Origin of the sequence: Pseudomonas chlororaphis (assembly GCA_001023535.1) — a bacterium.
Taxonomy (GTDB): Bacteria; Pseudomonadota; Gammaproteobacteria; order Pseudomonadales; family Pseudomonadaceae; genus Aquipseudomonas; species Aquipseudomonas chlororaphis_E.
In genome coordinates, this window is the sequence record CP011020.1 from 4,772,501 (window position 1) to 4,791,546 (window position 19,046).

The window sequence follows — 19,046 nt, forward strand, 5'->3', positions numbered from 1 at the left end:
GTTCTTCCGCACCACGTTTGATCAGCGCTAGCTGCTCTTCAACCGACTTCATAACAGACCCGCAAGGCTCAGATTCAAAGGGCCCCAACCATACAATATCGCGCACCAAATACAAGGCTTGCCCGGCACGCGGACGCCAATCCACGGACAGAGCGTCCGCGGGCTTGCTTCGAAGGGGATTTGGTTATATTTTATACAGTTATTTCATCTTCATCATGTCATTCATCTTTTCCAATTCATCTTTTCAAAAGTCAAATTACCTATGACCACCGAACCGTCTAAAGCGCCACCGCTTTACCCGAAGACCCACCTGCTTGCCGCAAGTGGTATCGCCGCCCTCCTTAGCCTGGCGCTCCTGGTATTCCCCTCCAGTGACGTGGAAGCCAAAAAGACGACGCTGAGCCTTGAACTGGAAAGCCCTGCTGAACAACTGACACAAGAACAAGACGCTGCCGAAGCCGTCCAAGCCACAAACGAACCGGCAGCCTCCCCTTTTGCGCAGATTGAAAACAACGCCGACGACGCCCCCGAGACCGCTCAGGCCGTTGCTCCTGCGGTCGAGGAAAAGAAAGGACCGGACCATCGCGAAGTGATTGTCGCCAAAGGCGACACCCTCTCTACGCTCTTTGAAAAAGTGGGCCTGCCTTCGACATCGGTCCACGAAATCCTGGCCAGCGACAAGCAAGCCAAGCAGTTCACTCAACTGCAGCGCGGCCAGAAGCTCGAATTCGAACTCAATCCAGATGGCCAGTTGAACAACCTGCACACCAAGTTGAGCGACCTGGAAAGCATCACCCTGACCAAGAATGACAAGGGCTATGTATTCAACCGCGTCATCGCCAAACCCACCGTTCGCTCGGCATATGTACATGGCGTGATCAACAGCTCGCTGTCGCAATCGGCAGCCCGGGCCGGCCTGTCCCACAGCCTGACCATGGACATGGCCAACGTATTTGGCTACGACATCGACTTCGCCCAGGATATTCGCCAGGGCGACGAGTTCGACATCATCTACGAGCAAAAGGTGGTCAACGGCAAAAGCGTCGGCAACGGCCCGATCCTGTCCGCACGCTTCACCAACCGTGGCAAGACGTACACTGCGGTGCGCTACACCAATAAACAGGGTAACAGCAGCTACTACACGGCGGACGGCAACAGCATGCGCAAGGCATTCATCCGTACGCCGGTTGACTTTGCTCGCATCAGCTCCAAGTTTTCCGCTGGCCGCAAGCACCCGATCCTGAACAAGATTCGCGCCCACAAAGGCGTCGACTACGCCGCACCACGGGGCACGCCGATCAAGGCTGCCGGCGATGGCAAGGTCCTGTTGGCCGGCCGCCGCGGCGGCTATGGCAACACGGTGATCATCCAGCACGGCAACACTTACCGGACGCTGTACGGCCACATGCAGGGCTTTGCCAAAGGCGTGAAGACTGGCGGCACCGTGAAGCAAGGCCAGGTGATCGGCTATATCGGAACCACCGGCCTGTCCACCGGACCGCACCTGCACTATGAATTCCAGGTCAATGGCGTCCACGTCGATCCACTGGGTCAGAAACTGCCGATGGCCGATCCGATCGCCAAGTCCGAGCGCGCCCGCTTCCTGGCTCAGAGCCAACCGCTGATGGCACGCATGGATCAAGAGAAAGCCACCCTGCTCGCCTCGAGCAAGCGCTAGGCCATGGCGCTTTATATCGGTGTGATGTCCGGGACCAGCCTCGACGGCCTGGATATCGCATTGGTCGAACTGGCTCCGGCGATCAAACTGGTCGCCACGCACTACATACCCATGCCCGCATCCCTGCGGGCCGAATTGCTCGAATTGTGCAGCAGCGGGCCCGATGAGATTGCCCGCTCCGCCATCGCCCAGCAGAACTGGGTAACGCTGGCCGCACAGGGCGTTCGCACCTTGCTCAACGAGCAGCAGCTCAAACCACAAGACATTACGGCGATTGGCAGCCATGGCCAGACCATTCGCCATGAGCCGGCGCGGGGCTTTACCGTACAGATCGGCAATCCGGCACTGCTCAGTGAGTTGACCGGAATCAGCATCGTCAGCGACTTTCGCAGCCGCGATGTCGCCGCCGGTGGGCAGGGTGCGCCCCTGGTACCGGCGTTTCACGAAGCATTGTTTGAAGAGCGAACTGGCAAACGGGCCGTATTGAATGTCGGTGGCTTCAGTAATCTCAGCCTGATCGAGCCAGGAAAACCCGTTACCGGCTTCGATTGCGGCCCCGGCAACGTGTTGCTCGATGCCTGGATACATCAGCAGAAAGGTGAACACTTTGACCGCGACGGCCAATGGGCCGCCAGTGGCAACGTCGAACCCACCCTGTTGAAAACGCTGCTCGGTGACCCCTTCTTCGTGACCACGGGCCCCAAGAGTACAGGGCGAGAGGTATTCAACCTGCCTTGGCTGGCCCGGCACCTGTCGCACCTGCCGACCTTCACACCCGAAAACGTGCAAGCCACACTGCTAGAACTGTCGGCGGTGACCATCGTCGACGCCTTGCGACAGGCCCAGTCAGATACCGAAGAGCTGCTGGTTTGCGGCGGCGGCGCGCACAACCAGGCGCTGATGACGCGCTTGGCCGATTTGTTGCCACAGACCCGCGTCAGCAGTACGGCGGTGTACGGCGTCGATCCGGACTGGGTGGAGGCCATGGCATTCGCTTGGCTGGCCCATTGCTGCCTTCATGGCATTCCCGGCAACCGCCCAAGCGTGACCGGCGCACGAGGTCTTCGCGTACTCGGCGCCATCTACCCCGCTTGAGCCTATGAATCGCAGACAACAAAACGCCGCAGTGCCGTAAGGCACTGCGGCGTTTTTGATTGACGCAATCAGATCGAGAACGAAGAGCCGCACCCACACGTCGTGGTAGCGTTAGGGTTCTTGATCACGAAACGCGAACCTTCCAGGCCTTCCTGATAATCCACCTCGGCACCCGCCAGGTACTGGAAGCTCATTGGATCGACCACCAGGCTGACGCCTTCGCGTTCCACGATGGTGTCGTCCTCGGCCACTTCCTCATCGAAAGTGAAGCCGTACTGGAAACCGGAACAACCGCCGCCCGTTACAAATACGCGCAGCTTCAAACGATCATTGCCCTCTTCATCGACCAGGCTCTTCACCTTGTGCGCAGCACCGTGGGTAAATTGCAAAGCCGTGGGGGTGAAGGTTTCGACGCTCATGCTGAATATCTCCCGGCGTTTACGCCGCCATAATGCGTGATGGCGGGCATTATCCGCTTCTCCTACCAAATCGGTCAACTATTAGAAGCGCGGCTGCAAGCTCCAGGTTTCAGGCTGGAGTCTTGCCGCTTTCAAACGGCTTTAAGGCAACATCCCCGCGTGGGACAACCCCAGGCGCTCATCCAGCCCGAACAGGATGTTCATGTTCTGCACCGCCTGGCCCGATGCACCCTTGACCAGGTTATCGATGACCGACAACACCACCACCAGGTCACCATCCTGCGGACGGTGCACGGCGATACGGCAAACGTTCGCGCCACGCACACTGCGGGTTTCCGGATGACTGCCAGCCGGCATGACGTCCACGAACGGTTCGTTGGCATAGCGTTTTTCGAACAACGCCTGCAAGTCTACCGAGCGATCGACGACGGTTGCGTAGAGAGTGGAGTGGATGCCGCGAATCATCGGCGTCAGGTGCGGGACGAAGGTCAGGCCGACGTCCTTGCCCGCGGCACGGCGCAGGCCCTGGCGGATTTCCGGCAAATGCCGGTGACCTTTGACGGCATAGGCCTTCATGCTCTCCGATGTTTCGGAGTACAGCGAGCCTACGCTGGCGCCACGCCCGGCACCGCTGACACCGGATTTGCAGTCGGCGATCAAGCGCGACGCATCGGCCAGGCCTGCTTCGAGCAGCGGCAGGAAGCCCAACTGTGTTGCCGTTGGATAGCAACCCGGCACCGCGATCAGTCGCGCTTGTTTTATTTTTTCGCGGTTGACTTCCGGCAGGCCGTAGACGGCTTCTTCGAGCAACTGCGGCGCACCGTGGGGCTGGCCGTACCATTTGGCCCACTCGTCCGCATCCTGCAGGCGGAAGTCCGCCGACAGATCGATGACCTTGGTCCCCGCAGCCAGCAGCTCACCCGCCAGGGCGTGGGCAACTCCGTGAGGCGTGGCGAAGAACACCACGTCGCAGGCGCCCAGGGTCTCGATGTCTGGAACACTGAAAGCCAGGCCATCGTAGTGGCCTCGCAGGTTCGGATACAGGTCGGCGACAGCCAGGCCAGCCTCGGATCGCGAGGTAATGACCACCACCTCAGCTTGCGGATGCTGTGCCAATAGACGCAGCAGTTCGACACCGGTGTAACCCGTGCCGCCGACGATACCGACCTTGACCATAAACCTGCCCTCAACGAACCCACTGGAAAGCCGTCGATGATAGGGGGCGCGCGGCGCCGCGACAACCGCCAAGGTGACGTGTGGCCGCTCTAACCTCTACTATCGGGCTACCGTGAATCTGGGAATAACTCAAAATGCTCTATCTGTGGCTCAAAGCACTTCACATCGTCAGCATGGTCTGCTGGTTCGCAGGGCTGTTCTACCTGCCTCGCCTGTTCGTCTATCACGCCCAAAGCGAGGACAGCGTCAGCCAGGAACGCTTCAGCGTGATGGAGCGCAAGTTGTATCGCGGCATCATGGGCCCGGCAATGATCGCCACCCTGGTGTTCGGCATCGGGCTGCTGAGCCTGAACGCCGGCGCGTATTTCACCCAGGGTGGCTGGATGCACGCCAAACTGACGCTGGTGGTGCTGCTGATCGGTTATCACCACATGTGCGGCGCCCAGGTAAAACGCTTCGCCCGTGGCGAAAACACCCGCAGCCATGTCTTTTATCGCTGGTTCAATGAAGTGCCGGTTCTGATATTGCTGGCTATTGTAATTCTGGTCGTGGTTCGCCCGTTCTAGGACAAAGCCTAACCTTCCAATCGGCACTACTTTATCCGGGGTACTTCTCATGTCGCTGCCCGCTCTGCTCGAACAACGCCTGCGCTTGCCCGTCGTGGCTGCGCCGATGTTCCTGATTTCCAATCCACAGCTGGTACTGGCCTGCTGCCGAAACGGTATCGTCGGCAGCTTTCCCGCACTGAACCAGCGCGAAAGCAGTGGCTTCAAGGCCTGGCTGGAGGAAATCGAAGCAGGCCTGGCAATACTGGAGAATCCGGCCCCCTACGCCGTCAACCTGATCGTCCATCACAGCAATCCGCGCCTTCAGGCCGACCTGGCGATCTGCATCGAACACAAGGTGCCGATCGTCATCACCAGCCTGGGCGCGGTCAAGGAACTGGTGGACGCCGTGCATGGCTATGGTGGCCTGGTGTTCCACGACGTCACCACGCGGCGCCACGCCGAGAAAGCAGCCGAAGCCGGCGTTGATGGCCTGATCGCCGTGGCGGCCGGCGCCGGGGGCCATGCCGGGACCTGGAGCCCGTTCTCGCTGGTCGCCGAGATCCGCCAGTTCTTCGATAAAACCTTGCTGCTGGCGGGCTGTCTGAACCACGGCCATCAGATACTGGCCGCCCAGTTGCTCGGCGCGGACCTGGCCTATTTCGGGACACGCTTCATCGGCACCGGCGAAAGCCATGCGCCCGACGCCTATAAAGAGATGTTGCTCACATCCAGAGCCGCAGACATCGTGCATACTCCTGCGGTATCCGGGGTGCCGGCCAGCTTCATGCGCCAGAGCCTGGAAAACGCCGGCTTCGACCTCGCTGCCTTGCAGGGCAAAGGCGAAGTCGACTTTGGCTCGAAGCTCAAGCCGCTGAACGATGAGGCCAAGGCCTGGAAAAGCGTGTGGTCCGCCGGCCAGGGCGTGGGGGAAATCCATGATCTGCCCAGCGTCGATGAGTTGGTGGCCCGACTGGACAAAGAATACCGCCAGGCGCAAGCCCGGGCGACGCAGCTCGGCGGCCAATGGCCTCGCTGAACTGCCCCGATCAAAAACCGCTGCATAACCATTTAGAGACAAGGATGCCGGGCATGAGTGAAACCCGTTTCAATATCGTATTCGACGGAGCCCTGATGCCGGGCGTCGATACCACCACAGCCAAACTCAACCTCGCCGAGTTGTTCAAGAGCGATGTCAGCGCCATCGAGCGGTTGTTCAGTGGCCGCAAGGTTGCGCTCAAAAGCAACCTGTCCCAAAGCGAAGCCCAGAAATACCTGGAAGCGCTGAACAAAAGCGGAATCGATGCCCGGATCGAGGCAGAGCCATCTCTCCAACTGGACCTCGGCGAAGTGCAGGACTCGCCCCAGCAGCCAGGCGCACGCCACTCTGACGCGCTCATTGATCCCGTCTCCCCCTACGCTCCCCCTCGGGCCGACGTTGGCGAAAGCCTCGCCACCTACAGCACCCTCAAACCCTTCAGTTTCGAAGGCCGTATCGGGCGCCTGCGCTACCTGGCCTGGACCATGGTCCTGACACTCGCCATGTTGCCCGTCATCGGCATCGCCTTCTGGTACAGCCTGTCATGGGTCCTCGCTTCGAATTCGCTGGCGGCCATGATCGTCGGCGGGTTGATCGGCGGGGCCATCTTCCTCGGCTTTGCCTTCGTGAGCATCCAGTTCAGCGTCCAGCGCCTGCATGACATTGGCTGGTCCGGCTGGCTGTGGCTGCTCAACCTGGTGCCGTTCGTAGGCAGCGTCTTCCCGCTCGTGATGATCTGCGCGCCAGGCAACGACGGCCCCAACCGCTACGGCCCACCGCCACCGCCTAACAGCACCGCGGTCAAGGTTCTGTCGTGGCTATGGGTCGTGCTGATCGTCCTGATGATCGTTGGCGCCGTGGCCGGGGCCTTCAGCGGCCTCTCCGAGGACTACGACACCAGTTCCCTGAGCAGCTACGAAAGCAGTGAATCCAGCGACGAGACCAGCGCAGAACCCGCTGCCGAGGCAGCCGAGCCCGCCTCTCCTTCTGTAGACTATGAAGAGGAACAAGAGGAACAATAAGCGCGCTGCGTACCGGTGACAGCCCAGTCCACTGGCGGCGGGCTGTTGCGATGGAGAACTGCATGACCCGTTACGCTCTGATCACTGGCGCTTCCAGCGGCATAGGCCTGGCCATGGCCGAAGCGCTGGCCCGGCGCGGTCGCGACCTGATACTGGTGGCCCGACAGCGTGATCGGCTGGAAAGTATTGCCATTGAACTGACCCAGCGCTTTGGCGTAGAGGTGTTGTTCCGGGCCTGCGACCTGGGCGAACCGTTGAGGCTTTCAGGTTTTCTCTTGGAGCTGGAGGAAGGCGAGCGGCAAATCGACTTGCTGGTCAATTGTGCGGGCATCGGCACCTGCGGCCCGTTCCTGGGCCAGGACTGGATGACCGAACAGGACCTGATCGAAGTGAACATCCTCGCCCTGACGCGCATTTGCCACGCCGTCGGCAACAGCATGGCCTTGCAGGGTGGCGGCCAGATCCTCAACGTGGCATCGACGGCCGCGTTCAAGCCCGGCCCATGGATGAGCACCTATCACGCCAGCAAGGCCTACGTGCTGCACTTCTCCGAAGCCCTGCGGGTCGAACTGAAAAAGTGTGCGATCAAGGTCTCGGTGCTTTGCCCCGGCCCGACCCGTACCGGTTTTTTTGCCAGGGCGCAGATGCACGAGCAGCACCTCACCCACGACAAGCACCTGATGAGCCCGGAAGAAGTCGCGCTGTACGCCGTGCGTGCGCTGGACAAAAACACCGCCATCATCATTCCCGGACGCCGCAACCGCTGGTTGGCCGCCTTGCCACGCCTGGGCTCGCGGTGGCTGGTCCGGACCCTCGCCGGCAGGACCAACAAGGCCTACTGCCCGCGCTGATCTGCCGAACGTTTAAAAACCCAGGCTCGCCGACCGAGCCTTCAGTACACTCGACCTCGACCCACTCAACGGAGAAACAGCTGTGGATACTCTGTTTACCAAGATCATCAACCGGGAAATCCCGGCGAAGATCATTTACGAGGATGACCAGGTCCTGGCCTTCCACGACATCGCCCCCCAGGCGCCGGTGCATTTTCTGGTCATTCCGAAAAAACCGATTCGCACCCTCAATGACCTGACCGAAGCGGACAAAGGCCTAGCCGGGCACATTCTGTTCACCGCCCAGCGCCTGGCGCTTGAACTGGGCTGCGAGGAAGGCTTTCGCGTGGTGATGAACTGCAATGAACTCGGTGGACAGACCGTCTATCACATTCATATGCACGTGCTGGGACAGCGCCAGATGAACTGGCCGCCGGGTTGATAACCCTGACCCAACGCAAATCACCGGCGGCCGATTGAGTTAAACTGGCCGCTGTTTTTTCCCGGAGGTACGCATGACTACCCAACGTCACTACTCGCCGATTGACCGCCTGCTGCTGCAAGCCGATACCGCGATGCGCACGCTATTGCCCTTCAGTGGCCAACCGTATCGGCCATCGCCGGCTATCGTGCAGCCGGACGCCCAGCTCAGTGACGAGCAGACCCGCCACGTGGCTGGCCTGATGCGAATCAACCACACCGGTGAAGTCTGCGCCCAGGCCTTGTACCAAGGCCAGGCGTTGACCGCGAAATTGCCCCGGGTGCGCGAGGCCATGGAGCATGCCGCCGAAGAAGAAATCGACCATCTGGTCTGGTGCGAGCAACGCATTCGCCAACTGGGCAGCCACACCAGCGTCCTGAATCCGCTGTTCTACGGCATGTCATTCGGCATCGGCGCCGTGGCCGGGTTGATCAGCGACAAGGTCAGCCTGGGGTTCGTCGCCGCAACCGAGCATCAGGTGTGCAAGCACCTCAATGAACACCTGGAACAACTCCCCGCCGAGGATGAAAAATCCCGCGCGATTCTGGAGCAGATGCGCAAGGACGAAGAACACCACGCCGAAAGCGCGCTCGAGGCCGGCGGCTTCCGCTTCCCGGCTCCCGTGAAGTTCGGCATGAGCCTGCTGGCCAAGGTCATGACCAAGAGCACCTACCGGATCTGACAAGGCCAATGTTCATGTGGCAACGGCGTGTGCGCCCTTGCCACGATGAACTCAGCTCGATCAGCCCAGCTCGATGATTTCGTAATCGTGGGTGATTTCAACGCCCGCAGCGCCAAGCATGATCGAAGCCGAGCAGTATTTCTCGGCAGACAACTCGATGGCCCGCTTGACCTGGGCTTCCTTCAGCGCACGCCCTTTCACCACGAAATGCATGTGGATCTTGGTAAACACTTTCGGATCTTCCGTGGCGCGTTCCGCTTCCAGGAACGCTTCACAACTTTCGACGGCCTGGCGCGACTTCTTGAGAATGCTGACCACGTCGAAGTTACTGCAACCGCCTACGCCCAGCAGGAGCATTTCCATGGGCCGGACACCCAGGTTCCGACCACCGGCATCGGGCGGGCCATCCATGACGACCACGTGACCACTGCCCGACTCACCGAGGAACATGGCTTCGCCAGCCCATTGGATGCGTGCCTTCATCGCCAAGACTCCACTGTCTAAAAAAGGGTCGCCAGCTTAGCACAGCCCTCCGTCGTGGCTGCTTTTGCCTTACGTCGCCTGACACTTACGTCCCTGAGTAAATTCTCGAATCAATTTTGAGTGCCTCTGTTAAGCTGGCGCCAACTCGCTGGCTTATTGCCAGCTTTCAGCGATTTTCATCGCGCCCATAAAAACCAAACCTCATACCGCGCCGTTTTTCGGGACACAACCATGGTTGCCATTACTCCCACGCTCAAGATCAAGAATCTCGACAAGCTCTTGATGCATTGCCAGCGCCGCCGCTATCCGGCCAAGCACAACATCATTTGCGCAGGGGACCGTTCGGACACGTTGTTTTTCATCATCAAGGGATCGGTCACCATCCTGATCGAGGATGACGACGGGCGGGAGATGATCATCGCCTACCTCAACTCCGGGGACTTTTTCGGTGAGCTGGGGTTGTTCGAGCAGGCAGGCAAGGAACAGCAACGCAGTGCGTGGGTGCGAACCAAGATCGAATGCGAAGTCGCGGAAATCAGCTACACGAAATTCCGAGAACTGTCCCTGCAAGACGCGGACATTCTTTACGTCCTCAGCGGACAAATCGCACAGCGCCTGCGCAACACAACTCGCAAGGTCGGCGACCTGGCCTTTTTCGACGTGACGGGGCGCGTGGCCCGCTGCCTGCTGGACCTGTGCAAGCAGCCCGACGCCATGACCCACCCGGACGGCATGCAAATCAAGGTCACTCGCCAGGAAATCGGCCGGATCGTTGGCTGCTCCCGGGAAATGGTCGGCCGTGTGCTGAAGGATCTGGAAGAGCGCAACCTGGTCGACGTCAAAGGCAAGACCATGGTGGTGTTCGGAACGCGTTAACCGTCCAGCAACTCGGTCAACAACGCCCGGTACAACGCATCGAGCCGCTCCAACGCCTCGGGCGCGGGGAATTTCTCATGCAGCGCGATGTGGCTTTCGGCACGCACTCGCTGCTCCAGGCCACAGGCCTGGTTGAAGCGATTGACCGCCGCAACCATGGACTCACGCTCGTTCTCAAGCAGAAGTGCGCCATGGACCAGACCCACCGGACGCTGGCCGCCCTTGCTTTGGCGCCAGCGCTGGGCGGTGCCGACCATCTTGCGGCCATCGAGGTTAACGTTGAATCGACCGTCGCAGAACGCCCCCTCCACCTCGCCCAGGGAAGCCACGCCGCCCAACTCATCCAGCAACTGGCAGATGGGCTCGCACAACCGACGGTAGGCCGTTTCGATGCGGCCGTGATCCCCCTCGCTGCGCGGCGGCGCGTAGACCAGGGCGATATTGACCGTCGCAGAAGACTGCGGCACCGGCTCACCCCCCGTTTCACGCAAAAGCACCGGCCAGCCGTGGGCCGCCGATACCGCGCTGGCGTGTTCAAAGCCGGGCAGGCGACTCAAGCGCCGCGGCATGACCAGCGCGCGGTCACTGGGCTGCCAGAACAACAGGCCGAACTCGGCATCGCCCGCGCAAATGCTGGCGAGCAGATCCTGTTCGGCTTGCAGGCCCGCTTCGACGGCCAGGGAAATCACCGGCGACATGGGCCTCAGTCCAGCGTCGAGCCGCTGACCGGCAGGCCACGCTCAGGAAAGAACAGGCGTTGCAGCTCGGTGCCCGGGTTCTCGGCCCGCATGAACGCTTCACCCACCAGGAACGAATAGACGTCGCTGACTTCCATCAGCTCGACATCGGCGCGGTTGAGGATGCCACTTTCCGTGATGACGAGGCGGTCGCGCGGAATCCGCGGCAGCAGGTCCAGGGTGGTCTCCAGGCTGACCTCAAAGGTGTGCAGGTTGCGGTTGTTCACGCCCACCAACTTGGTGTCGAGGGTTTTCAGCGCCCGCTCCAACTCGTCACCATCATGGACTTCCACCAGCACGTCCAGGCCCACGCCCTTGGCCACGGCGGCCAGCTCGGCCATCTTGACGTCGTCCAGGGCGGAGACGATCAACAGCACGCAATCGGCGCCCAGGGCACGCGCCTCGACGATCTGATACGGGTCGATCATGAAGTCCTTGCGGATCACCGGCAACTTGCAGGCCGCTCGCGCCTCCTGCAGATACGCGTCGGCGCCCTGAAAGAAGTCGACATCCGTCAGTACCGAAAGGCAGGTCGCCCCACCCTTCTCGTAGCTCTTGGCGATGTCGGCCGGGACAAAGTCCTCGCGAATCACGCCCTTGCTGGGAGAGGCTTTCTTGATTTCAGCGATGACCGCCGGTTGCTTTCTCTTGGCCTGATCGATCAGTGCCTGGGCAAACCCCCGGGGCGCATCCGCCGAGCGGGCCAGGCCTTCCAATTCGGCCAGGCTGACCCGAGCACGGCGCTCGGCCACTTCTTCAGCCTTGCGAGCCAGGATGTTTTCCAGAACCGTTGGCACACTCATCCTTCGTTCTCCACTTTGAATACGGCGGTAAATGCACCCAGTTCCTCGAGCTTTTCCCTCGCCAGGCCGGTGTGCAGCGCATCATGGGCCAGCTCGACGCCTTGCTTGAGGCTGCTGGCGTGGTCCGCCGCGTACAGCGCAGCGCCGGCATTGAGCACGATCATCTCGGCGGCTTTCTGGCCATTCTCGGTCTTGCGGCGGCCCAGGGCATCGCGGATCAGCTCCAGGGATTGGGCCGGGCCGTCGACCGCCAGGCCGTGCAAGCTCTGGCTCTTCATGCCCAGGTCTTCAGGTTCGACCCAATACTCGCTGATCTGATCATTTTTTAGTTCGGCCACGAAGGTGGGGGCCGCCAGGCTGAACTCATCCAGGCCATCTTTCGAATGAACCACCAGGACATGCTTGCTGCCCAGGCGCTGCAGGACTTCAGCCAATGGCCGGCACAGCGCCTGGCTGAAGACCCCGACCACCTGATGTTTCACGCCGGCCGGATTCGTAAGCGGGCCGAGCATGTTGAACAATGTGCGCAGCCCCAGATCGCGGCGCGGCGCGGCGGCGTGCTTCATGGCGCTGTGGTGGGTCTGGGCGAACATGAAGCCGATGCCGACGTTGTCGATGCAACGGGCCACCTGGACCGGCGTCAGGTTCAGGTAGATCCCGGCCGCCTCAAGCAGATCGGCGCTGCCGCTCTTGCCCGACACCGCGCGATTGCCGTGTTTGGCAACGGTGCAGCCGGCCGCTGCGACGACGAACGCCGACGCGGTGGAAACGTTGAAGATATTGGCGCCATCGCCGCCGGTGCCCACGACGTCAACGACGCCGTCCAGAGTCTTGAGCTCGACCTTGTCGGCGAGCTCGCGCATGACCGAGACCGCGCCGACGATTTCATCGATGCTCTCGCTCTTCATGCGCATGGCCATCATGAATGCGCCAATCTGCGCATCCGTGCATTGCCCGGTCATGATTTCGCGCATCACGTCGCGCATCTCATCGGTGCTCAGGTCGAGATGGCCGACGATACGGCTCAGGGCTGTCTTGATATCCATGAAAAGTCCTTAGCGCGTGCCGCCGGTTTGTTTGAGGAAGTTGGCGAACAGCTCGTGGCCCTGCTCGGTGAGAATAGACTCGGGATGAAATTGCACACCCTCGATGTTTAACGTCTTGTGTCGCAGCCCCATGATTTCGTCCACAGAACCGTCGTCGAGCTGGGTCCAGGCCGTCAACTCCAGGCAATCGGGCAAGGTTTCGCGCTTGACGATCAGGGAGTGGTAGCGGGTAACGGTCAGCGGCCGGTTCAGGCCCTCGAACACGCCCTTGTCCTCGTGGAATACCGGGCTAGTCTTACCGTGCATGACTTGCCGGGCGCGCACCACATCGCCGCCGAACGCCTGGCCGATGGACTGATGGCCCAGGCAGACGCCCAGGATCGGCAGCTTGCCGGCGAAATACTTGATGGCTTCGATGGAGACGCCCGCTTCGGTCGGCGTGCACGGGCCGGGGGAGACAACGATGCGCTCAGGCTTGAGGGCTTCGATTTCGGCGATGGTCAATTCGTCGTTGCGCACGACCTTGACCTCGGCGCCCAGCTCGCCAAGGTACTGCACAACGTTGTAGGTAAAAGAGTCGTAGTTATCGATCATCAGCAACATGGCGTAAGCAACCTATTGAATTCACTGACTTTAAATACAGCCTTCGGAGAGTGACCCGCGCGGTGTTGCGCTTGGCAGGGCACGTGGCACCCCGGCAAAGCGGCTTTCAAGCGGGTAAAGAAGGCAAATCGGTACAGGTCCGGCGAGGCCGGCGGAGAATGTTCAGGCGCGCCAACGCCAGCGGGCGTGTGCCTTGATCATTTGATCCAGAAGTTTGCTGACAATCGACACAAGGGAAGTCTCGTTCATACGTCCCGGCACAGTAGCCTAGCTGGGCTGAGCACGCAATATGACCGATCCCGAAGGTCCTTGAAACAATCGCGGCAGCGCGGACAGATGGCAAAACGCCGGAAGTTTTTGGTACTGTCGTTTCGTTTGCCAAACAACAATAAGATAAAAACGGATTTTCCCATGATCAAAAAGACGCTGTTCGTACCGATTGCCAGTTGTCTGCTGGCGATGGCCTGCGCCCAGGCGAGCGCCGCATCCACCCCCTATTCCAAGTTCATCGTGTTCGGTGACAGCCTCAATGATGCCGGCCAATTCGCCGACCCCAATGGCCCACCTGGCTCGACCGAACGCTACACCAACCGAACCGGCCCGAACTACACGAACGGCAGCGGCGAAGCCTATTCCGCCAACTCGACCCAACTGCTCGGCGGGCGCCTGGGTTATTCCGCCGACGAAACCGCCGCCTCCACCTCGGCGGTCCGCGCCAACGAAGGGCTCGCCGATGGCAATAACTGGGCGGTGGGCGGTTATCGCACCGACCAGATCCTGGAGTCGATTACCGGTGTGTCCGATACCGGCGAACGCAGCCGCCCTGGCTACTTGCAGTCCAATGGCCTGCGGGCCGATCCGAATGCGCTGTATTACCTTTCCGGGGGTGGTAACGACTTTCTCCAGGGCCGGGTCCTGAACACCGCGCAGGCGCAGGCCGCTGCCGACCGCCTGGCCGACAGCGTCCAGGTGCTGCAAACGGCCGGTGCCCGCTATGTGATGGTCTGGCTACTGCCCGACCTGGGCCTGACCCCAGCACTCAATGGCGGCCCGCTGCAGGACGTCTTCTCGCAACTGGGCAACGACTTCAACCAGCAACTGGTCACACGGTTGCAGGGCATCGACGCCGAAGTCATTCCGCTGAACATTCCGCTGCTGTTGCGCGAAAGCTTCGCCGACCCGGCACGGTTCGGCCTCGCCACCGGCGAGAACCTCACCGCCACCTGCTTCAGCGGCAATAACTGCACGGAAAACCCCACTTACGGCATCAACAGTGCCACGCCTGATCCCACCAAGCTGATCTACAACGACGCCGTCCACCCGACCGAGACCGGGCAAAAGCTGATCGCCGACTACGCCTATTCCCTGCTCGCAGCACCCTGGGAGCTGACCTTGCTGCCGGAAATGGCCCACTCGACCCTGCGCGCCCACCAGGATGAATTGCGCAGCCAGTGGCAATCGGATTGGGAGAACTGGCAGGCAGTCGGCCAATGGCGAGCGATCGTTGCAGGCGGCGGCCAGCATCTGGATGTCGACAGCCAGAGCAGCGGCGCCAGCGCCGATGGCAGCGGCTACAGCCTGAACGTCGGCGGCAGCTATCGCCTCAACGAAGCGTGGCGCGTGGGTGTCGCGGCAGGCCTCTACCGCCAGGACATGGACGCCGGCCACAACGATTCGAACTACAAGCTCAACAGCTACCTGGCGACCGCTTTCGCCCAGTTCCAGCAGAATCGCTGGTGGGCCGACGCGGCACTGACCGGTGGCAAGCTCGACTACGACAGCCTGGAGCGCAAGTTCGACCTGGGCGTCAACGAGGCGCAGGAAAAAGGCGACACCGACGGTCACCTGTGGGCATTCAGCACCCGCGTGGGCTATGACATCGCCCAGCCGGGCAGCGAATGGCACCTGTCACCGTTCATCAGCGCCGACTATGCGAAGGTGGAAGTCGACGGTTATTCCGAGAAGAGCAACCGTTCCACCGCCCTGACCTTCGACGACCAGACCCGCGACTCGAAGCGCCTGGGCATTGGCTTGCAAGGCAAATACAACCTCACTCGCCAGACCCAGGTGTTTGGTGAATACGCCCACGAACGCGAGTACGAAGACGACACGCAGAAGGTGAACATCGCCCTCAACAGCCTGCCGGCCAACGACTTCACGCTTGAAGGCTACACGCCACAGAGCCACTTGAATCGCCTGAGCCTGGGGGTCAGCCACAAGTTGACCAACGACCTGGCACTGCGGGGCGGCTATACGTTGCGCAAGGATGATGACATGACCCAGCAAGGGGTGAGCGTGGGCGTCAGCCTGGACTTCTGATCGAGAGAACCTGTGGGAGCGAGCTTGCTCGCGATTGCGGACTGTCAGTCAACTGGTTGGTTGAATATGACGGCCTCATCGCGAGCAAGCTCGCTCCCACACATTGATCGAGTTGTTGAAGGGGTTCAATCGCTCGAAGTCTGTTCGGCCAGCGCCACGGCACGGAACATCGCCCGGCGCTTGTTCAGGGTTTCTTCCCATTCCAGCGCTGGCACCGAGTCGGCGACGATGCCACCACCGGCCTGCACGTGCAGTTCACCGTTCTTGATCACCGCCGTGCGAATGGCAATGGCGGTGTCCATGTTGCCGTTCCAGGCGAAGTAACCCACCGCCCCGCCATACACGCCACGCTTGACCGGCTCGAGTTCGTCGATGATTTCCATCGCGCGGATTTTCGGCGCGCCGGACAAGGTGCCCGCCGGCAGGATCGCCCGCAAGGCGTCCATCGCCGTCAGTCCGGCCTTCAGTTGGCCGGTGACGTTGGACACGATGTGCATCACATTGGAATAGCGCTCGATGACCATTTTCTCGGTGAGCTTCACCGAGCCGACTTCCGACACCCGTCCGGTGTCGTTGCGCCCCAGGTCGATCAGCATCAGGTGCTCGGCGATTTCCTTGGCGTCCGACAGCAGGTCTTCTTCCAGCGCCCGGTCGGCTTCCTCGGTGGCGCCGCGGGGGCGCGTACCGGCGATCGGCCGCACGGTGATCAGGTTGTCTTCGACCCGAACCAGCACTTCCGGCGAACTGCCCACGACATGGAAGTCGCCGAAGTTGAAGAAGTACATGTAGGGCGTCGGGTTGAAGCAGCGCAGCGCCCGATACAGGTCGATGGGCGCCGCCTTGAAGTCGATGGACATTCGCTGCGACGGCACGACCTGCATGCAGTCACCGGCCAGGATGTATTCCTTGATGGTGTCGACGGCCCGCTCGTAATCAGCCTGGGTGAAGCTTGAACGGAACACCGGGTCGGCCGCCGACTGCTTTCTGAAATCCAGGCCAGGGCGCGGCGTGATCGGCTGGCGGAGCTTTTCCAACAACGCTTGCAGGCTTTGTTGGCCTTGCTCGTAGGCATCTTCGTGCGACGGATCGGCGAGGACGATCGCGTGCATCTTGCCGGCCAGGTTGTCGAAGACGACGACCGCGTCGGACACCATCAGCAGAATGTCCGGCACGCCCAGCGGATCGGGGTTCGGGCAGGTGCCGAGGCGTTTTTCCACGTAGCGCACGCAATCGTAGCCGAAGTACCCCACCAGGCCACCGTTGAAGCGCGGCAGCCCGGCAATGGTCGGCACGTTGTAGCGGGCCTTGAAGGTTTCGACGAAGGCCAGCGGGTCTTCGACCTCGTGGCTTTCGACCTCGACACCGTCATGGGTCACGCTGACGCGATGGTCGTGGACCCGAAGCACCGTGCGGCACGGCAGGCCGATGATGGAATAACGCCCCCACTTCTCGCCGCCCTGCACCGATTCGAGCAGGTAGGAATTGGGCTGGTCGGCCAGCTTGAGGTAGATCGACAACGGCGTGTCGAAGTCGGCCAGGGTTTCGCAGGCAAGCGGAATGCGGTTGTAGCCGGCAGCGGCTAGACGCAGGAATTCTTCGCGGATCATGGGGTGCCTCGTGGCAAGAGGAGCTGACAGTCAGGAATGCAAACGCGCCGGACAACCGGCAGGATCACGTCAGGCGCGCCAACGCCAGCGGGCCAGGGCCTTGATGACTTTCATCCAGAGTTTGCGAGTGACCACCACGATGGCGTTTCCAGAAGAGGATTGAACAGCGTCGGGAAACGTTATCTCAGCGGCAGGGTCCAGGCAACCGGGAATTAGCAGGCGCAAATCGTCGATCACCAACGCGGGAAACTCTTCGGCGATGGGCCGGCCATGGTTGTAGCCATAACTGAGCGCCACGCACTTGACCCCCGCCGCTTTCGCCGCCAGCACATCGCTGCGCGAGTCACCGACGAACAGCGATTGGGACGCCGGGATGTTGGCCATTTTCATGACGAAGAACAGCGCCGCCGGATCAGGCTTCTTCTGCGGCAAGGTGTCGCCACCGATGATCCAGCGGAAATAGCGGCCGATTTTCATCTGGTCCAGCAACGGCGCGACGAAGCGCTCCGGCTTGTTGGTGATCAGCGCCATTTCCACGCCCTGCTTTTGCAACCACTTGAGGGTGGAGCGCACGCCGGGGTAGACCACCGTCAGCGAATGATCGCCCTCATAGGCTTCATTGAACAGTTCCAGCGCCTGCTCGACCAGTGCGTCATCCACGCCCTCGGCTGCGATGTCATTGGCCAGGGCCCGGCGCACCAGCATCGGCGCGCCGTTGCCGACCCAATGCCGGACCGCATCGAGGCCAGCCGGCGGACGCCCGAGCTTGAGCAACATGCTGTCCACGGCCGCCGCGAGGTCCGGGACCGAATCGACCAGGGTGCCATCGAGGTCGAACATCACCAGACGCGGCAAGCTGCCGGGGAACAGCTGCTCGAAACCGCTCATGGGCGTGCCAGGGCCAGTTCGGCGCGCATCTTGTCGATGACGTCCTTGTAGTCCGGGGCATTGAAGATCGCCGAGCCGGCGACAAAGGTGTCGGCGCCGGCCATGGCGATTTCGCGGATGTTGTTCACATTCACGCCACCGTCGATTTCCAGGCGGATGTCACGGCCCGAGGCATCGATCAACGCACGGGCTTCACGCAGTTTGTCGAGGGTGCCGGGAATGAACTTCTGCCCACCGAAGCCGGGGTTGACGCTCATGAGCAAGACCATGTCGACCTTGTCCATCACGTACTTGAGCACGTCCAGAGGCGTGGCCGGGTTGAACACCAGGCCGGACTTGCAACCGCCCTCGCGGATCAACTGCAGGGAACGGTCGATGTGCTGGGTGGCTTCGGGGTGAAAGGTGATGTAGGTCGCGCCGGCTTCGATGAAGTCGCCGACGATGCGGTCTACCGGGCTGACCATCAGGTGTGCGTCGATCGGCGCGGTGACGCCGTACTTGCGCAGCGCCGCGCAGACCATCGGACCGATGGTCAGGTTGGGCACGTAGTGATTGTCCATGACATCGAAGTGCACGATGTCGGCCCCGGCGGCCAGAACGTTGTCCACTTCCTCGCCCAGGCGGGCGAAGTCGGCGGAGAGAATCGACGGAGCAATAGCGAAGGGCTGCATGACGCACCTGTTTTGAGCGAAATCACGATGGCGCGCATTGTATACC

The 19,046-nt window shown here is 61.2% G+C and carries 21 protein-coding genes (1 of these 21 cut by a window edge); 10 read left to right on the forward strand and 11 right to left on the reverse strand.

Going from position 1 to position 19,046, the window contains the following annotated elements; all coding sequences use genetic code 11:
• Positions 1-52, reverse strand: the 5' portion of a protein-coding gene (locus VM99_20880; GenBank protein AKK00403.1) for a tyrosine--tRNA ligase. The gene continues 1,148 nt to the left of window position 1, outside the view; only the first 52 of its 1,200 coding nucleotides appear in the window; the start codon lies at positions 50-52; its stop codon lies off the left edge, out of view.
• A gap of 210 nt (positions 53-262) precedes the next feature.
• Here VM99_20880 and VM99_20885 point away from each other — a divergent pair, with 210 nt between their 5' ends.
• Positions 263-1,678 (forward strand): peptidase M23, encoded by a 1,416-nt coding sequence (locus VM99_20885; protein AKK00404.1) that lies wholly within the window; start codon positions 263-265, stop codon positions 1,676-1,678.
• Between the two features lie 3 nt (positions 1,679-1,681).
• Entirely contained in the window at positions 1,682-2,773 is a 1,092-nt protein-coding gene (locus VM99_20890) for an anhydro-N-acetylmuramic acid kinase (protein AKK00405.1), read from the forward strand.
• Positions 2,774-2,841: 68 nt separating this feature from the next.
• Here VM99_20890 and VM99_20895 read toward each other — a convergent pair whose 3' ends face one another.
• Together VM99_20895 and VM99_20900 are read right to left on the reverse strand one after the other, a co-directional pair.
• Positions 2,842-3,192: an iron--sulfur cluster insertion protein ErpA gene (locus VM99_20895; protein ID AKK00406.1), complete on the reverse strand. Its 351-nt coding sequence runs from the start codon at positions 3,190-3,192 to the stop codon at positions 2,842-2,844.
• Between the two features lie 141 nt (positions 3,193-3,333).
• On the reverse strand, positions 3,334-4,368 hold the full coding sequence (locus VM99_20900) for an N-acetyl-gamma-glutamyl-phosphate reductase (protein ID AKK00407.1): 1,035 nt from the start codon (positions 4,366-4,368) through the stop codon (positions 3,334-3,336).
• A 134-nt stretch (positions 4,369-4,502) separates the two neighbouring features.
• On the opposite strand from VM99_20900, the gene VM99_20905 reads away from it, so the two are divergent.
• From VM99_20905 to VM99_20930, 6 genes are all read left to right on the forward strand, one after another.
• Positions 4,503-4,934 carry a membrane protein gene (locus VM99_20905; protein ID AKK00408.1) on the forward strand — a complete coding sequence of 144 codons (432 nt, stop codon included), beginning with the start codon at positions 4,503-4,505 and terminating at the stop codon, positions 4,932-4,934.
• Between the two features lie 49 nt (positions 4,935-4,983).
• On the forward strand, positions 4,984-5,952 hold the full coding sequence (locus tag VM99_20910; GenBank protein ID AKK00409.1) for a 2-nitropropane dioxygenase: 969 nt from the start codon (positions 4,984-4,986) through the stop codon (positions 5,950-5,952).
• A gap of 53 nt (positions 5,953-6,005) precedes the next feature.
• Positions 6,006-6,974 (forward strand): membrane protein, encoded by a 969-nt coding sequence (locus tag VM99_20915; protein AKK00410.1) that lies wholly within the window; start codon positions 6,006-6,008, stop codon positions 6,972-6,974.
• A gap of 62 nt (positions 6,975-7,036) precedes the next feature.
• The gene (locus VM99_20920) at positions 7,037-7,825 is read left to right on the forward strand and encodes a short-chain dehydrogenase (GenBank protein ID AKK00411.1); all 789 of its coding nucleotides are present in this window, start codon (positions 7,037-7,039) and stop codon (positions 7,823-7,825) included.
• 82 nt (positions 7,826-7,907) lie between these two features.
• Positions 7,908-8,246: a zinc-binding protein gene (locus tag VM99_20925; GenBank protein AKK00412.1), complete on the forward strand. Its 339-nt coding sequence runs from the start codon at positions 7,908-7,910 to the stop codon at positions 8,244-8,246.
• 73 nt (positions 8,247-8,319) lie between these two features.
• Positions 8,320-8,967, forward strand: a complete 648-nt coding sequence (locus VM99_20930) for a 2-octaprenyl-3-methyl-6-methoxy-1,4-benzoquinol hydroxylase (GenBank protein ID AKK00413.1) — start codon at positions 8,320-8,322, stop codon at positions 8,965-8,967.
• Positions 8,968-9,027: 60 nt separating this feature from the next.
• On the opposite strand, the gene VM99_20935 is transcribed toward VM99_20930, so the two are convergent.
• Entirely contained in the window at positions 9,028-9,450 is a 423-nt protein-coding gene (locus VM99_20935) for a peroxiredoxin (GenBank protein AKK00414.1), read from the reverse strand.
• A gap of 231 nt (positions 9,451-9,681) precedes the next feature.
• On the opposite strand from VM99_20935, the gene VM99_20940 reads away from it, so the two are divergent.
• Entirely contained in the window at positions 9,682-10,326 is a 645-nt protein-coding gene (locus tag VM99_20940; GenBank protein ID AKK00415.1) for a cyclic AMP receptor protein, read from the forward strand.
• Here VM99_20940 and VM99_20945 read toward each other — a convergent pair.
• Genes VM99_20945 through VM99_20960 form a run of 4 tightly spaced genes read right to left on the reverse strand, consistent with a single transcriptional unit; the run spans position 10,323 to position 13,515 of the window.
• Entirely contained in the window at positions 10,323-11,024 is a 702-nt protein-coding gene (locus tag VM99_20945; protein AKK00416.1) for a lipoate--protein ligase, read from the reverse strand. The two genes, VM99_20940 and VM99_20945, sit on opposite strands and share 4 nt — an antisense overlap.
• Positions 11,025-11,029: 5 nt before the next feature.
• Complete coding sequence (trpC, locus tag VM99_20950; GenBank protein AKK00417.1) at positions 11,030-11,866, reverse strand: indole-3-glycerol-phosphate synthase; 837 nt, start codon at positions 11,864-11,866, stop codon at positions 11,030-11,032.
• Positions 11,863-12,912, reverse strand: a complete 1,050-nt coding sequence (gene trpD, locus VM99_20955) for an anthranilate phosphoribosyltransferase (GenBank protein ID AKK00418.1) — start codon at positions 12,910-12,912, stop codon at positions 11,863-11,865. Before trpD ends, trpC begins: the two co-directional genes overlap by 4 nt.
• Before the next feature lie 9 nt (positions 12,913-12,921).
• Complete coding sequence (locus tag VM99_20960) at positions 12,922-13,515, reverse strand: anthranilate synthase component II (GenBank protein ID AKK00419.1); 594 nt, start codon at positions 13,513-13,515, stop codon at positions 12,922-12,924.
• A 411-nt stretch (positions 13,516-13,926) separates the two neighbouring features.
• On the opposite strand from VM99_20960, the gene VM99_20965 reads away from it, so the two are divergent.
• Positions 13,927-15,834 carry an esterase gene (locus tag VM99_20965; protein ID AKK00420.1) on the forward strand — a complete coding sequence of 636 codons (1,908 nt, stop codon included), beginning with the start codon at positions 13,927-13,929 and terminating at the stop codon, positions 15,832-15,834.
• Between the two features lie 125 nt (positions 15,835-15,959).
• Here the strand turns inward: VM99_20965 and VM99_20970 are convergent, their stop codons facing one another.
• The 3 genes from VM99_20970 to VM99_20980 form a co-directional block, all read right to left on the reverse strand.
• On the reverse strand, positions 15,960-17,441 hold the full coding sequence (locus tag VM99_20970; protein AKK00421.1) for an anthranilate synthase component I: 1,482 nt from the start codon (positions 17,439-17,441) through the stop codon (positions 15,960-15,962).
• Positions 17,442-17,510: 69 nt separating this feature from the next.
• Positions 17,511-18,329, reverse strand: coding sequence for a phosphoglycolate phosphatase (locus VM99_20975; GenBank protein ID AKK00422.1), 819 nt, complete (start codon positions 18,327-18,329; stop codon positions 17,511-17,513).
• The gene (locus VM99_20980; GenBank protein AKK00423.1) at positions 18,326-19,000 is read right to left on the reverse strand and encodes a ribulose-phosphate 3-epimerase; all 675 of its coding nucleotides are present in this window, start codon (positions 18,998-19,000) and stop codon (positions 18,326-18,328) included. Before VM99_20980 ends, VM99_20975 begins: the two co-directional genes overlap by 4 nt.
• Positions 19,001-19,046: the final 46 nt, after the last annotated feature.